This is a genomic window from Halomonas sp. DP5Y7-2 (assembly GCF_019802025.1).
Lineage (GTDB): Bacteria > Pseudomonadota > Gammaproteobacteria > Pseudomonadales > Halomonadaceae > Halomonas > Halomonas litopenaei_A.
Genome location: NZ_JAHVHY010000006.1, coordinates 243,092 through 258,388, shown reverse-complemented (window position 1 = coordinate 258,388; position 15,297 = coordinate 243,092). Strand labels below are relative to the sequence as shown.

The window sequence follows — 15,297 nt, the reverse complement described above, 5'->3', positions numbered from 1 at the left end:
CGGTCGCTACTGTCTATAGTGAATGGCTATCCATGCTCAGCAAGGCTCTGCCGATGATGACAGTCCGGCGACAGAGACTGTCAGGTGATAGAGGCCGTCCGGTGATAGTAGCTGTCTGGCGATAGAGGCAGTCCGGGGATAGTAGCTGTCCGGTGACGGCTCAAGATTCGTCACAGTCGCCACGCGCTACCTCCTTGGCGGTGCGTCGTAGAAAACGACGCTTGTTGAGAGCGGCGCTTGTGAAGAGCGGCGCTTGTGAAGAGCGACGCTTGTTGAGAGCGGCGCTTGTGAAGAGCGACAGTCGTCAAGCAGCAGAGATTCCGGCCCCGCCGAGCACGGCAGCGTGCACGGGGCCTGTAACAACGAGGCACGACCCGCCCCAGGAAGGGTCGCCATTAGCGGAGAGGCTCCGCCAGGACAACCATCATGACAGCTCCACGCTTCTTGATGTCACCCACGCGCATCGCCCACAGCGATTCGCCATCACGCTCACCGCTCGCGCGGAGACGCTCGATCACCCTGTTCCTGCTGGTCAGCCTGCTGACGCTGGCGGCCCAAGGGGTCTGCGCCAACGAAAACACCACCACGTCCACCCTGGCTGACAACGACGCGGGCCAGGGGGCGACACCGGCCTTTTCTGGCATGGGTCAAGAAATCGTCAGACTCGACAGCGGCGTGCTGGTACAGGGTGACAAGGTACATACACCTGACGGCTATACCTCTGGATTCCGCCTGACAGCCGGTATGGCTCCAGAAGATGTGTCCGGCTGGGACCTGGGCGCCGAGTTGCGTTATCGACATAGCGACGATGTCCCCATGACCGCCAGCGACAGTCAACACGTGCAGGACGTTACCAGCCTGGGTGGCAGCCTGGTGGCCGGCTACCGGATCGGACAGTTCGGGGTCTACGGCAAGACCGGTATGGCACAATGGATCAGCGATCCAGTTACCGGGCGCAACACCTTCGACTCCACCAGCGGCTCTACCCGGGTGCAGGGATTTGGTGCCCGCTGGATGACTTCCAGCTGGATCGGGCAGGTCGAGTTCGAGGAAGTGGATGACCGCGAGCTGGAGCACCTGAACATGATCACCGCCTCCTTTCACTTGCCCTTCTGACCCTATCCCGGGGTCCATCGGAAGGTCCTCTGCTGCACTCGTCAGCACTTTGCCAGCACGCTCCCAGCGCTCTCCCACCACTTCGCCCACTCGCGGACGCCCCCGAGGCAGCTGAAGACCTGCTTGCCCTGAATAGGACACCCATCTCTGAGTCGATATCGACTCACAGAGGCTTGACGCGGCAACCATGAGCCACTTTCAGTCGTAAGTCGCGCCATGCGACATACTTTATCTCATTGTTTCATAAATCTTTTTCTCGAAATGGCCCATGATTCGCTAGATGCTGTGGCATAACACAACATCACAAGGAATTGCTGCCATGACGTCTTCGTCGCGCCCTGTCGATATCGATGCCCAGCGGTTGTGGGACAGCCTGATGCAAATGGCCAAGATCGGCCCGTCACCCAACGGCGGCAACCGGCGACTTGCCATGACTGAGGAAGACGCAGCAGGCCGGCGTCTGCTGCTGGATTGGATTGAAGCCATCGGCTGTAGCTGGAGCCGGGACAAGGCAGGCAACCTGTTTATCCGACGCAGTGGCCGCGAGGACGACCTGCCGGCAGTGTCCATGGGCAGCCACCTGGATACACAGCCCCTGGGAGGCCGATTCGACGGCATTCTCGGCGTGCTTGGCGGCCTGGAAGTACTGCGCAGCTTGCATGAGCGCGACATCGTCACCCGGCGTCCACTGCAACTGATCGTATGGACCAACGAGGAAGGCAGCCGCTTCGCTCCTGCCATGGGCGGGAGTGGCGTATGGTCCGGCCGCCTTGACGCCGCCACCTTCTTCAACGCCAAGGACAGCCAGGGCATCACCCTGGCCGACGCCATCGAGGCCTGCGGCGAGGCCGGCGATCAAGCCTTGGGCGAACCCGACCTTGACGCCTACTTCGAGCTGCATATCGAGCAAGGACCGGTACTTGAGGAACAAGGCCATGCCGTGGGTATCGTCACCGGCGTGCAAGGTATTCGCTGGTACGACATCCATCTGACGGGACAGTCGGCCCACGCTGGCCCCACCCCGATGAGCTACCGGCACGACCCGCTGCTGGCTGCCACTCGGTTGATACAGCGCATGCGCGAGGAGGTCATGGCCGACTCCGAAGGTGCCGCGCGCTTGACGGTGGGAGACTTCAAGGTCATCGAGCCTTCCCGCAACGTGGTGCCCGGTGAGGTGGAGCTGACGATCGACCTGCGTCATGTCAGCGATAGCGAGCTTGACGCCTTGGACGCTGCGCTTGAGCGCATCGCCCACGAGTCAGCCGAGGCCGAGGGCGTGACGCTGAGCTTCGAGCGGCGCTGGCATTCCCCGGTCACGCCCTTTGACCCGGTGCTGATCGACGCCTTGCGCGATGCCGTCGAGGCCCGTCAACTCGATGCTCCCTGCATGATGAGTGGCGCAGGCCACGATGCGGTGCACCTGTCCCATGTCACCCCGACGGTCATGATCTTCGTGCCCTGCCGCGACGGCATCAGCCACAACGAGGCAGAGTACGCGGAGCCGGAGCACTGTGCACTGGGTACCCAGCTGCTGTGCGATGCCGTCATCGCCAGGGCCGAGCGTGAGGATAGCTGAGCAATCGAGTCTAATTCGACTCAAATGAGTTGATATAGACTCAAACGAGCTCTAGCGAGGTGGGCAGAGATGCGCTGTCCCCTCGCTCACAACGCCAACCACCGCTACGACGATCCGCTCCATGATCTTCATGGCGGCGGGCCTCCCCGTCACACTCGTTCACAGCCACAGTCCTCACAGCAATCTTCACAGCAACAGTCTTCACAACAATGGTCTTTACAACGATGGTCCCTACAACGACAACCCAACAGGGAGTCTGGCTCCCATGAGCAGTGTCTCGATGCATGATCAGATTCGCACGCTCATCAACGAACGGCGTGATGACTACATCTCACTACTGAGCGAATGGGTTCAGGAGGCGACGCTTCCCGGCCACGAGCAGCACTATCAGCAGCGCATTGCTGAGCGCTACCAAGCGCTGGGGCTGGATACCGACCTGTGGGAAATCGATATCGACACCCTCGCTGACAACCCCTACTTCCATTGCCAGAGAGATAGCCTGGCCGGTAGCCCCAATGTCGTGGGCACCTGGAAAGGCACTGGCGGTGGCCGCTCGCTAATCCTCAATGGCCACGTCGACGTAGTGCCGGAGGGTGATCATGACCAGTGGCAGGATCACCCCTTCTCTGGCCATGTCAGCGACGGCTGCCTGTTCGGTCGCGGCGTCACCGACATGAAAGGCGGTAACCTGTCTGCCTTGATAGCGGTGGAAACCCTGATGGCACTGGGCATCCGCCTGAAGGGCGACGTCATTGTGCAAAGCGTGGTCGAGGAAGAGGCTGGCGGCGCTGGTACCCTGGCGGCTCTGGAGCGAGGCTACACCGCGGATGCGGCGCTGATCCCCGAGCCCAGCGAGCAGAAGTTGTTTCCGCGCCAGCAAGGGTCGCGCTGGTTCAGGCTGACGGTGTCCGGGGTCAAGGCGCATGGCGGCACCCGCTATGAGGGCGTCAGCGCGCTGGAGAAAAGCGTTCCCGTGATTCAGGCGATCCAGGCCCTGGAGGCACGCCGCAACGCCGAGCTGGATGACCCTCTCTACGCCGGTGTACCGATTCCTCTGCCGATCAATCTCGGCCGCATCGCCGGTGGAGATTGGCCGTCCAGCGTGCCGGACGATATCACCATGGAAGGCCGTATCGGTGTCGGCCCCGGTGAGACCGTGGCGGCTGCCGAACAGTCCCTGCGGGACGCCATGGCAGCCTTGGCAGAGGTGGACGACTGGTTCATCGACTACCCGGTAGACGTCACCTTCTACGGTGCCTGCTGGCAGCCAGGGGGCATCGATATGGACAACCCCTTGGTGACACAGCTCGCCGATGCCTTCGAGCGGGTCCACGGCCGCCAGCCGGCGGTGCAGGCCTCGCCCTGGGGAACCGATGGCGGGTTGCTTTCCCAGTACGGCATTCCGGCGCTGGTGTTCGGCCCAGGCATCACTCGACTGGCCCACCATCCCGATGAGCACATTCGCTTGGACGATGTCTTTGCCGTGGCCGAAATCATGGCGCTGACCTTGATGGACTGGTGTGAACTGGCCGACACCTGATCCGCTGACCCGATGACAAGACGGGCTAGGCGTGCGCGCTATACCCGCCCCACAACAAGAGGCTTTTCGATGGATTTCCACCCCCACGTGCTGTTTCTGTTTGCCAACGCCTTCCTCACGACGGCACTTTCCGTCGCGATTGTCGGCGTCATTCTGGTCAGGGAGTATCGCCCGACCATTCGCCGGCTCAAGCAAGGCGCTCAACCCGACAGCGCGCCTCAATCTGGGCAGCCCAGCCCTCAGCAAACCAGGAGCCCGTCACCACAGCCCGAGACTTCCCGGGGCTGACCCCTTTGCCAACCCAAGGGAAGTGCTGAAGACATCGGTCCAGCGCCACGAGACGCCAAGCGCCCACAGCACAGCGAATTGGCAGCGCAGCGAATTGGCAGCGCAGTGAATTGGCAGCGCGGCGAATTGGCGGCGCAGGCATTTGCTGCCGCATTTCCCTGACACAACCACAACCTGTAACAAGAGAGACCTGCCATGACTCTGGCAATCTTCGCTACCGTACTCACCGCCTACGTGGCGGTGGCGGCACTGCTCGCCCGTCGTATCAAGAACAAGGACGACTTCTATGTGATGGGCGAGCAGGGTTCGACGCTGCTGATCGTCGGCACCCTGGCTGCGACCTTCCTGAGTGCGGTGACCCTGATGGGCATCGCCGGCATTTCCTACAGCGAGGGGCCCCTGGTGATCGCGGCGCTAGGCTCCTTCGGTGCCTGGGTCGGCACCCTGATCGCGGTGGTCTTCATCGGGCGCAAGCTCAAGGCGCTCAACTGCCGCACCATGATGGACTTCTTCGACTATCGCTTTAACAACAAATGGGTCAGCGTGGTGGCGTTGATCCTGATGGTCGTGGGCCTGCTCGGCTATGGCATCATCCAGCTGATTGGTGCGGGCCTGGTACTGGCCGAGATCATCGACATCCCGTTCCCGGTGATCATCGTCGCCTTCACCCTGGCCCTGCTGGCTTTCTGCTCGCTGTCCGGCATGTATGGCGTCGTCTACACCGACACCATGATGTTCTTCACCATGCTGGCCATAGCCTTCGTCATTGCCCCGCTACTGATCGGCGATGCGGGCTTTGATGCCATGAAGGGCCTTGGCGAAACGCTGCCCGGCTTCTGGACCATCGGTGGCGCCAATGAGCGTCCGCTGGGCTGGTCCATCTCGCAGTTCCTGGTGTGGATCCTGTTCTTCGCCTGTACCCCTGCACTGGTCTCCCGCGTGTTTCCGGCCAAGAACGACTTCGTGATCCTTAAGGTCGCGGTGATCGGGGTGTTCTTTGCCCCCGCCATGCAGCTGCTGGTGTTTCTTGCCGCCGCCGCCATGCAAGTCATCCAGCCGGGTATCGAGCCGACTGACCGGGCCATGATTGTCGGCTTCATGGAACACACCAATCCGACCCTGGCGGGCATCGGCCTGGCGGGTCTGATGGCCTCCATCATGTCCACGGCGTCCACCCTGTTCGTGCTGACAGGCTTTGCCTTGGCGCGAGACCTCTACGAAAAGCTGTTTGACCGCCAGGTCAGCGAGCGCAAGGGGGTCGTCCTGGGTCGCATCTCCCAGGCGGTGGTGGCACTGATCGTCTGCGCGGTGGCGATCTCGCGCCCCGCCGGCATCTACTGGATCTCCATCTATGCCGGTGCCATCTTCGCCGTGGCCTGGCTGCCGACCATCGTGGCTGCGCTCCACTGGCGCCGGATGAGCGCCAACGCCGCGCTGGCCTGCATGCTGGTGGGCTCGATCACCTTCATTGTGGTGGGCGAACTGGAACGTCATGGTCTGCTGGCACTGCCGCTGCACATCGACAACCTGCAGGTCGCCATTCTGCTCGGCACCCTGGCGCTGATTGCCGTGGGACTCAAGAGCCAGCCCTCGGACTATGAGTTGAAGGTGTTCGACGACATCCGCGCCCGGCGGCTGTCCGACACCACCATCCGCGACATCCTGGCCCGCCCGAACGGAGCCAAAGAACTTATCCGCGAATACCGCCAGGTGTGGTTCATCATGGTGCTGTTCGTGGTCATCGCCGGCGCGCTGTGGGGCTACCTGTTCAGCCAGCTTGGGCTGTAACAGCAGGCTGAGGGGCTGCTCTGCCCCTCTCCCACCTTTACTAACGCTCGCTCCGGGCACACCATGACCCACCTGGTCACTGTCCGGAGCCTCGATGAACCACGGCACCCTCATGCCCGATCAACTGCTGGCCATCCTCAATGCACTCGAGGATGGCATTTTCATTACTGACCTCGAGGGACGCGTGCTGTGGGTCAACCAGGCCAGCCTGTCCCAGCTCGAGACCACCGAAGCACGGCTGTATGCCAGCGACGTCTATACCCTGGAGCAGGAAGGCGTGTTTTCTCCGTCGGTCACCCGCTTCGTGATCGATGAACGCAGGCCCGTCAGTGTCGTGCACCGCTATCGCGGCAAGGACTATCTGGTGAACGGCAGCCTGTTCTGCCTGAACTCAGGCTCTCCCGCCGAGCCCGATGCCGTGCTGGTACAGACACGCAATCTGGACCGTGACGTGCTGGCCTCCCGCTCCCCGGACACCACGCAAGCATTGCTTGACCATGTCATGCACCAGCTCAAGCGCATTCGCCAAGAGCAGGTCGCCAGCGAGACCAGTCCGGCCTCACCCAGCCGCAGTCCGCGCTATCGCCAGTGCCTCGAACGCCTGGACCGAGCCGCCGCCAGCGATACCACCGTGCTGGTCACGGGGGAAACCGGGGTCGGCAAGAGCTGGCTGGTCAATCGCCTGCACCAGTACAGCCCGCGCTCCGACAAACCGCTGATTCACGTCAACTGCGCCGCCATCCCCGAAGCGCTGCTGGAGGCCGAACTGTTCGGCCACCGCAGTGGCGCCTTTACCGGCGCCCATCGTGATGGTCGCGTCGGCTATGTCGCCCTGGCAGAAGGCGGCACGCTGTTTCTCGACGAGATCGGTGAGCTGCCGCTGCCGCTGCAACCCAAGCTGCTGCAACTGCTGCAGGAACGTCAGTACCACCCGTTGGGGGGCAAGGTGCAGAAGGCCAACGTGCGTATCGTGGCTGCCACCAATGCTGACCTGGCGACCCGGGTCCAGGACGGAAGCTTTCGCCCTGACCTGTTCTATCGCCTCAATATCGTGCCCATCGAGGTGCCGCCACTGCGCGAGCGCCCCGAGGACATACCCCGCCTTGCCACGCAGCTGCTGAAGGACATTGCACAACGCCACAAGCGTCACCTGAGCCTTGAACGAGCCGCCTTGAGAGCGCTGAGCCGCTATCACTGGCCGGGTAACGTGCGCGAACTGGAGAACCTGCTGGAGCGCATGAGCGTCTTTTGCGAAGGTAGCACCATCGGCGTGGCCGATCTGGCCCTGGACCTACCCGAACTGGAGCCGAGTACCGCCGCTGATGCCACGACGTCCCACGGCGCGTTGCTGGCAACGCTTGAAGACAGTGACCCACGGCCACTACCTGAGCGCCTGACGGCATTGGAGCGGGCGGCCATCGATCAGGCCCTCGAACAGCATGGCAGCACGCGCAAGGCCGCCGAGGCACTGGGAGTCAGCCAATCCTGGTTGATGCGCCGCCTCAGGAAGGGGTGAAGGCCTCAGTTGAGCGCATATCCCTGTGGGCTGGCATACCTTGCACCTCACACTATCTGCCCGGCCATATGGCCGGGCAGATAGTGTGGGCATCGCTAACAGCGCGCTACATGCTCGTCGTCAGCCGGTGTTACGCAGCCCGGCGGCGATACCTGCCATGGTGACCATCAGGGCACGGGACAGATCCGCGCTGATGGCACCGTCCGCGTCACGGTTACGCTGCAGCAGTTCGGCCTGCAAGCCGTGCAGCGGATCGATGTACGGGTTGCGCACTTCGATGGCCTGACGAATCAACGGCGTCTTCTCCAGCAATTCCTGCTGGTCGAGGATCTTCAGCAGCTCTTCATGGAGCTTGCGGAAACGCTCCCGCAGCCGCTGACCCAGCGCCTCGAGACTGGGTTCGTCGACCAGTCGATGCTCGTAGTAGGCCGCCAGCTCCACGTCGGCCTTGGCCAGCAGCATCTCCAGCATATCCAGGTAGGTACCGAAGAAGGGCCACTGCTCACGCATCTCTTGCAGGACATCCAGGCCACCTGGTTCGGCCAGGCGCGTGGCGAAGGCCTCGCCGGTGCCCAGCCAGGCGGGCAGCATCAGGCGAATCTGGGTCCAGGCGAAGATCCAGGGAATGGCGCGCAGGGTCTCGACGCCACCATCCTGGCGCCGCTTGGTCGGACGCGAGCCCAGGGGCAGGCGACCCAGCGCACCTTCCGGGGTGACCGCGCGGAAGTACGGCACGAAGTCCGGATCCTTGCGCACCACGCCGACATAAGCACCGTGGGCGATCTCGGCCAGCCGGTCCATCTCGTCACGCCAGGCGGGCTTGGGCTTGGGCGGCGGCAGCAGCGAGGCCTCGAGCACCGCGCAGGCATAGATTTCCATGGAACGCAGGGCAATGTCCGGCTGGCCAAACTTGAAGCGAATCATCTCGCCCTGCTCGGTCACCCTGAGGCTGCCGTTGACCGACCCCGGCGGCTGCGACAGGATCGCCGCGTGGGAAGGACCACCGCCGCGACCCACGGTACCACCGCGACCGTGGAACAGGGTGAGATCGACCGCGTGCCGCTGACACACGTCGACCAGCGCTTCCTGGGCGCGATACTGCGCCCAGGCCGCTGCCAGTTGCCCGGCATCCTTGGCCGAGTCGGAATAACCGATCATCACCTCCTGACTGTCACCTGCAAACTGGCGATAGCCAGGCAACGCCAGCAGCCGGTCGATCACATCGCCCGCACGGTTCAGGTCATCGAGGGTCTCGAACAGCGGCGCGATGGGCATGCCCACGCGACCGCCGACTTCTTTCATCAGCAGTGCCACCGTCAACACGTCCGAGGGCTGGCCTGCCATGGAGATGATATAGGTGCCCAGTGCCTCGCCATGCTCGGCGGCCACCACCTGGAAGGTGTCCAGGGTCTCGCGGGTCTCCGCCGAACATTCCCAGCGACGCGGAATCAGCGGCCGCGCGGATTCAAGCTCCGCCAGCAGGAAGGCCTGGCGCTGCTCCTCGCTCCAGTCGCGATAGTTGCCAAGCCCCAGGTCGTGAGTCAGCTCTTCCATCACCTGAGCGTGACGTCCGGCTTCCTGGCGCAGATCCAGCTTGGTCAGGGTGACGCCAAATACCGCCACTCGGCGCAGGGTATCCAGCAGCACGCCGTTGGCGATGGTGTCCAGGCCGACGTCACACAGCGAGCGATAGCAGGCCAGCAGCGGCGCATACAGCTGATCACGGGTCTCGATGATCGGCCCACCGTCGTAGCTCTTGCCGTCCAGCTCTGCCTTGGCCCAGTCGCGGGTCGCCTCGACCTTCGTCACCAGGCGCTTGAGCAGCTCCCGATAGGGCTCAGCGACATTGCCGACCTCGGCACGCAGGGCACTGTTGGTGCTCCACATGGACAGCTCGATCTTGAGCTGTTCGAGATCACGCAGATAGAGATCCGCCGCCATCCAGCGCCCCAGCAGCAGCACTTCCCGGGTAACCCGGGCGGTGACATTGGGGTTGCCGTCGCGATCGCCGCCCATCCACGAAGCGAAGCGCAGCGGCGCAGCGTCCAGCGGCAGGCGCTCACCGGCGCTCTCGAGCAACAGGTTGTCGAGGTCTCGATGGAAATCCGGCACCGCCTGCCACAGGGAATTCTCGATCACCGCGAAGCCCCATTTGGCCTCGTCCACCGGGGTCGGCCGATCGTGGCGAATCTCGTCGGTGTGCCAGGCCTGGCTGATCAACTCTTCGAGCCGCCCCTTGGCCCGTGCCGCGCGCTCGGGGTATTCACCAGAGGATTCGATCGCGGTCAGGCAGTCATCGATCGCGTCGTACTTCTGGATCAACGTGCGCCGGATGACCTCCGTCGGATGCGCCGTCAGCACCAGCTCGACGCGCATGTTGGCCAGCGTCTCGACCAGCTTGCGCGGGGTATGACCCTCCTGGCGCGCCCGCTCGAGCAGTTCGCCCAGTACCGGCTGCATCCCTGGCTTGTAGTCCTCGACCCGACGAAAGCGCGCGCGGTAGTGCTGCTCGGCGATGTTGGCCAGATTGAGGAACTGATTGAAGGCGCGGGTGACCGGCAACAGGTCCTTCTCCGGCAGGCGACGCAGATACTCGATGAGTTCCTGCTGGCCGGCCTCCTCTCCCTGGCGTCCCCGCTTGGCCAGTCCGCGAATCGTTTCAATGCGCGAGACAAACCCCGGGCCGAGGTCATCGGCAATCGTGCGTCCCAGGCTGTCACCAAGAATGCGGACGTTGTCACGCAGGGATTCGTGCAGGTCGTGGCTCATGGGGTCTCCTTGTCTATTGTGTCCAGCGGGACCCCTGACGCCGGCCCCACTACGTTGTGGTGGTAAGGTGCCCGTGGATCAGTCGGCGCCAGCCAAGCCCTGGTGTGGCGGCGAGGCCTGCTCGCGTTCTGGCTGCTTGCGTTCTGGCTGCTCGCGCTCCAGCCGCTTCGCCTCCTGCCAGCGCTCTTCCATCTGTTCGAGGGAGGCACGCTCCAGCGCCGTGCCCTGCTCCACCAGTGCCCTTTCCATATAACGAAAGCGCCGTTCGAAGCGTCCGTTGGTGCCCCTGAGGCAGGCCTCCGGGTCGACGCCAAGCCGGCGTGCCAGGTTGACCGTGGCAAACAGCAGATCCCCCACCTCACTGGCCGCGTGGTCGTGATCGCCGGCCTCCAGGGCCTCGCGCACCTCGGCCAGTTCTTCCTCCAGCTTGTCCATCACTCCAGCCGCATCGGGCCAGTCGAAGCCGGCCCGCGCCGCGCGCTTGGACAACTTGGACGCGCGGCTGAGGGCAGGCAGTGTGCGCGGCACATCATCCAGCGCCGATACATGACGGGCCTCGCCCTCGGCACGGCTCTCCCGCTCGGCCGCCTTCAGCGACTCCCAGCGCGACTTCACCTGACGCGTCTCGACCTCGGCCGCGGACTCACCCTGCCGGCGAGACTCCAGGGTGCCGTCCACAAACACATGTGGGTGGCGCTTGAGCATCTTGTCGGTCAGCACATGCACCACATCATGGAAATCGAAACGCCCTTCCTCGCGGCCGAACTGACTGTAGTAGACCACTTGAAACAGCAGATCCCCCAACTCACCAGGAAGCTCGTCAAACGCCCGGCGCTCGATGGCGTCAGCCACCTCGTAGGCTTCCTCCAGGGTGTGGGGCACGATGGAGTCCCAGTGCTGCTTGACGTCCCACGGGCAGCCCTGTTGAGGGTCCCGCAGCACGCGCATCAGCGTGAGCAGATCGTCGATGTCGTAGCGTCGACTCATCCTCGCGACCTCCCCTGGGCGCGCTTGCGCTTGACCTCGATGATGTTGGGCAACTGCTGGATCCGCGAGAACAGTCGCTCCAGCGTCTCCAGACCATCCACCTCGGCGGTGATCGACAGTCTGGCGATGCCATCGTCGGTATCGGTGCGCGTATTCACCGACAGCACGTTGACCTTGTCCTGGCCCAGCACGGCAGTGACATCCCGCAGCAGGCCGGACCGGTCCCAGGCAAGGATCTCGATGTCGACCGGATACTGGTTGCTCGCCCGCGACCCCCACTCGACTTCAATGACCCGCTGGGGCTCGTCGACCCTCAGTTGCAGGATATTGGGACAGTCCTGACGATGAATCGACACCCCACGCCCCTGGGTAATAAAGCCGACAATCGGCTCCCCGGGCATCGGATGGCAGCAATTGGCCATGTTGGTCTTGAGATTGCCCACCCCCAGCACCGTGATGTCGCCATCCGGGGTCTTGGCGGGACGCTGACGCTGCTTGGCCAGCAGTCGGTCCAGGTGTTCCTGCTCGTCGCTGTCGCCGAACAGCTGCTGGGCCTGATGCAGCACCTGACCGATGCGCAGATCCCCGGCGCCAAGCGCAGCATACATGTCATCTGCGTTGGCGTAGTTGACCTTCTTCGCCAGGGTGTCCAGATCCATGTCGTGCACATCGAGACGTTTCATCTCACGCTCGAACAGTGCCTTGCCTTCCTCGACGTTCTGGTCTCTGGCCTGGTGCTTGAACCAGGACTGAATCTTGGCCCTGGCCCTGGAAGTGCGCACGAAACCCAGATTCGGATTGAGCCAGTCACGGCTTGGCGCGCTCTTGTTGGCGGTAAGGATCTCCACCTGCTGGCCAGTCTTGAGCTTGTACGTCAGCGGCACAATGCGTCCGTTGACCTTGGCACCGCGACAGCGATGCCCGACCTCGGTATGCACCCGGTAGGCAAAGTCGATGGGGGTGGCGACCCGTGGCAAGTCGATGACATGACCATCCGGGGTGAACACATAGATGCGATCCGGAGCTACATCGCTGGTCAGGCCCTCTCGCAGATCGCCGAACTCGCCGACCTCCTCGTGCCATTCCAGCACCTGGCGCAGCCAGGCGATCTTCTCTTCGTAGCTGTCGCTGCGGGCGTTGGTGTCGTGGCCCTTGTAGCGCCAGTGGGCACACACGCCCAGCTCCGCTTCTTCGTGCATGGCGAAGGTGCGAATCTGGATCTCGAGCACCTTGTTTTCCGGACCGATGACCGCCGTATGAAGCGACTGGTAGCCGTTCTTCTTGGGATTGGCGATGTAGTCGTCGAACTCGTCCGGCACCGTGTGCCAGCGGGAATGGACAATACCGAGCATGGTGTAGCAGTCCTGGACGCTCGGCACCAGAATGCGGACCGCGCGAACGTCATGGACCTGGGAGAAGTCGATCCGCTTGCGCTTCATCTTGCGCCAGATCGAAAAGATATGTTTTGCCCGCCCATCCACCTGGAAATCATGGATACCCTGCGCCGACATCAACGTCTTGAGGGTGTCCACCACTTCCTGAATATACCGATCACGGTCCAGGCGCTTCTCGGCCAACTGCCGCGCCACGGTCTTGTAGTCGTCCTCATGGAGGTAGCGGAACGACAGGTCCTCGAGCTCCCACTTGAGGTGACCGATGCCCAGACGATGCGCCAGCGGTGCATAGATATCGAAGACTTCTCGAGCGACCCGGACCTGCTTCTCCCGCGGCGCGTCCCGAACCTGACGAAGGGCGCAGGTACGCTCGGCAATCTTGATCAATGCCACGCGAACGTCATCGATCATGTTGACCAGCATCTTGCGCAGATTATCCTGCTGATCCTGCTGCTGCAGCCCCGGTGTGCTGGTCTGGGTGTTGCTGATGGCAGCCATCTGCAGCACGCCTTGAATCAAGCGGGCAACCTCATCACCGAAGCGCTTGGCCACCTGCTCGGGCTGGATCAGCTTCTCACGCACAGCGCGATAGAGCACCGCCGCCTCGATGGCGGTCTGGTCCAGCCGCAGCTCACCCAGAATGTCCGCCATCTCGAGCCCCATGCGGAAGCTTGAGCCATCCTTCAGCCAGGACTTGTGGGGGCGCTCCGACGTCTGCTCCAGCGACTCCGCCAAGCGGCAGGCCTCAGCAAGCTCACTGGCGTCAGCGAGTTTGACATCCTCCTGCAGCCGCGCCACCCACTGGTCGATATCGACCCGACCCTCCGCATTCAGCGGCTGGTCTTCCCGCACTTTAACCATCTCTCCTGACTCCTTGGCGTGGCGACGACGTTGGACGCTCGAGCAACACCATCGACTCCAGGTGCGAGGTGTGCACGAACATGTCTGCCATGGCCACTCGTCGCAGACGATAGCCTCCCTGCAACAAATGTGCCGTATCGCGAGAAAGGGTGGAGGGATCGCAAGCAATATACAAGACCTTGGGCACCGTACTTTTGGCCAGTGCCCGACATAATGCCTCGGCGCCATCACGGGGCGGGTCAAGCACCACCACGCCGATGGACGGGTCTTGCAACAGCCTCTCCACCTGGGTCTGGTCATGCAGATTGGCCTGGCCGGCCGCCACATCAACGCCAACGCGCTGGGCATTGTCGTGCAAGCGCTCGACCATCTGCGCAGCGCCCTCCCAGGCCGCGACCTGATACCCGGCCGCCGCCAGGGGAAGGCTGAAATTGCCGATGCCCGCGAACAGGTCCAACAGGGGCTCGTCTGGCGCCCCAGGCGCGCCGAGCCACGCCAGGGCGGTCGCCACCATCAGTCGATTGACCTCGTCATTGGCCTGCAGGAAATCGCCAGGCGCAATCCCCAGAGCCATGCTGCCCTGGGCGGATGGCACCTGCACGGTGAGCGCGGCGCGGGGCTCGATCACCCAGGCGAAGGACGGAGACTGCCGGCCGGACAGCAGCGCCAGGGCCACCCCGTGGTGCTCTGCCCATTGCTGCCAGAGGTCGAGATCTTGCGCATGCTCGCGCAGCTGGCGGACCACCAAGGTCACCTGATCGTCACTGGCGAGAAGTTCCACGTGTCCCACCAGTCGGGGTGATGCCAGGGCCGACAGCTGCTGGTGCAACGCTGGCAGCAGTGCCGCCAGCTCTGGCACCAACACGGTGCACGAGGTCACCGACACCAAGCGGTGACTGCGCCTGGCACGAAAGCCCATGTGGACGACACCTTCGGCATCGACCCTGACGCCAAGACGCGCGCGACGCCGATACCCCTCGGTATCGGTCGCCAGCACCTCGATATTGTCGATCTCTGCCTGGATCCCCTGGCGAGCCAGCAGATCGGACAACACCGCGGCCTTGTGCCGGCGCTGACCGCTGCGAGACAGGTGCTGCAAATCACAGCCGCCACAGCGGTCATTGTAGGGGCACGGTGGCGTAACCCGGTCCGGCGAGGGGTTAATCAGCTGGCGTACATGCGCCTCATCAAAACGCTTGCGCGTCAGGTGAACCGCCACCTCGACGCGCTCGCCGGGCAGGGCGGCGTCGATGAAGACCGTCTTGCCGTCCGCGCCGCGGGCAATTCCTCTGCCATCATGGGCCAGGCCGTGAACGTCGACCAGGCCTTCTTGCGCCAGCTCCTGGTGTGCCATTCCCTTGGCAGCTTGCGACGGAGCCGCTTGACGCTCCCTGGCCTGCTGGCCGGAAAGTCCAGAGCCACCAGAGGCACGACGCGGCGGACGGCGTTTTCCCAATCCCAC

10 protein-coding genes are annotated in these 15,297 nt (G+C 63.4%); 6 read left to right on the top strand and 4 right to left on the bottom strand.

Annotated features, from left to right (window positions below):
• Positions 1 to 426 precede the first annotated feature (426 nt).
• The 6 genes from KUW18_RS13345 (at position 427) to KUW18_RS13320 (ending at position 7,824) form a co-directional block, all read left to right on the top strand.
• The gene (locus KUW18_RS13345) at positions 427 to 1,116 is read left to right on the top strand and encodes a hypothetical protein (RefSeq protein WP_222561622.1); all 690 of its coding nucleotides are present in this window, start codon (positions 427 to 429) and stop codon (positions 1,114 to 1,116) included.
• A 319-nt stretch (positions 1,117 to 1,435) separates the two neighbouring features.
• A complete protein-coding gene (locus KUW18_RS13340; protein WP_222561621.1) occupies positions 1,436 to 2,692 on the top strand; it encodes a M20 family metallo-hydrolase in 1,257 nt (418 codons plus the stop codon).
• A gap of 265 nt (positions 2,693 to 2,957) precedes the next feature.
• A complete protein-coding gene (locus KUW18_RS13335; RefSeq protein ID WP_222561620.1) occupies positions 2,958 to 4,232 on the top strand; it encodes a peptidase in 1,275 nt (424 codons plus the stop codon).
• A gap of 69 nt (positions 4,233 to 4,301) precedes the next feature.
• Positions 4,302 to 4,520, top strand: coding sequence for a hypothetical protein (locus KUW18_RS13330; RefSeq protein ID WP_206937697.1), 219 nt, complete (start codon positions 4,302 to 4,304; stop codon positions 4,518 to 4,520).
• A gap of 195 nt (positions 4,521 to 4,715) precedes the next feature.
• Positions 4,716 to 6,308 carry a sodium:solute symporter family protein gene (locus KUW18_RS13325; RefSeq protein ID WP_222561619.1) on the top strand — a complete coding sequence of 531 codons (1,593 nt, stop codon included), beginning with the start codon at positions 4,716 to 4,718 and terminating at the stop codon, positions 6,306 to 6,308.
• A 94-nt stretch (positions 6,309 to 6,402) separates the two neighbouring features.
• Positions 6,403 to 7,824: a sigma-54 interaction domain-containing protein gene (locus KUW18_RS13320; RefSeq protein ID WP_222238200.1), complete on the top strand. Its 1,422-nt coding sequence runs from the start codon at positions 6,403 to 6,405 to the stop codon at positions 7,822 to 7,824.
• Between the two features lie 120 nt (positions 7,825 to 7,944).
• Here KUW18_RS13320 and ppc read toward each other — a convergent pair whose 3' ends face one another.
• The 4 genes from ppc to rlmD form a co-directional block, all read right to left on the bottom strand.
• Positions 7,945 to 10,593: a phosphoenolpyruvate carboxylase gene (gene ppc / locus KUW18_RS13315; RefSeq protein WP_222485469.1), complete on the bottom strand. Its 2,649-nt coding sequence runs from the start codon at positions 10,591 to 10,593 to the stop codon at positions 7,945 to 7,947.
• A 78-nt stretch (positions 10,594 to 10,671) separates the two neighbouring features.
• Positions 10,672 to 11,580, bottom strand: coding sequence for a nucleoside triphosphate pyrophosphohydrolase (gene mazG, locus KUW18_RS13310; protein WP_206937661.1), 909 nt, complete (start codon positions 11,578 to 11,580; stop codon positions 10,672 to 10,674).
• Entirely contained in the window at positions 11,577 to 13,835 is a 2,259-nt protein-coding gene (gene relA, locus KUW18_RS13305) for a GTP diphosphokinase (protein WP_222163056.1), read from the bottom strand. Before relA ends, mazG begins: the two co-directional genes overlap by 4 nt.
• The gene (gene rlmD, locus KUW18_RS13300) at positions 13,828 to 15,297 is read right to left on the bottom strand and encodes a 23S rRNA (uracil(1939)-C(5))-methyltransferase RlmD (RefSeq protein WP_222561618.1); all 1,470 of its coding nucleotides are present in this window, start codon (positions 15,295 to 15,297) and stop codon (positions 13,828 to 13,830) included. The genes relA and rlmD overlap by 8 nt, the downstream gene beginning before the upstream one ends.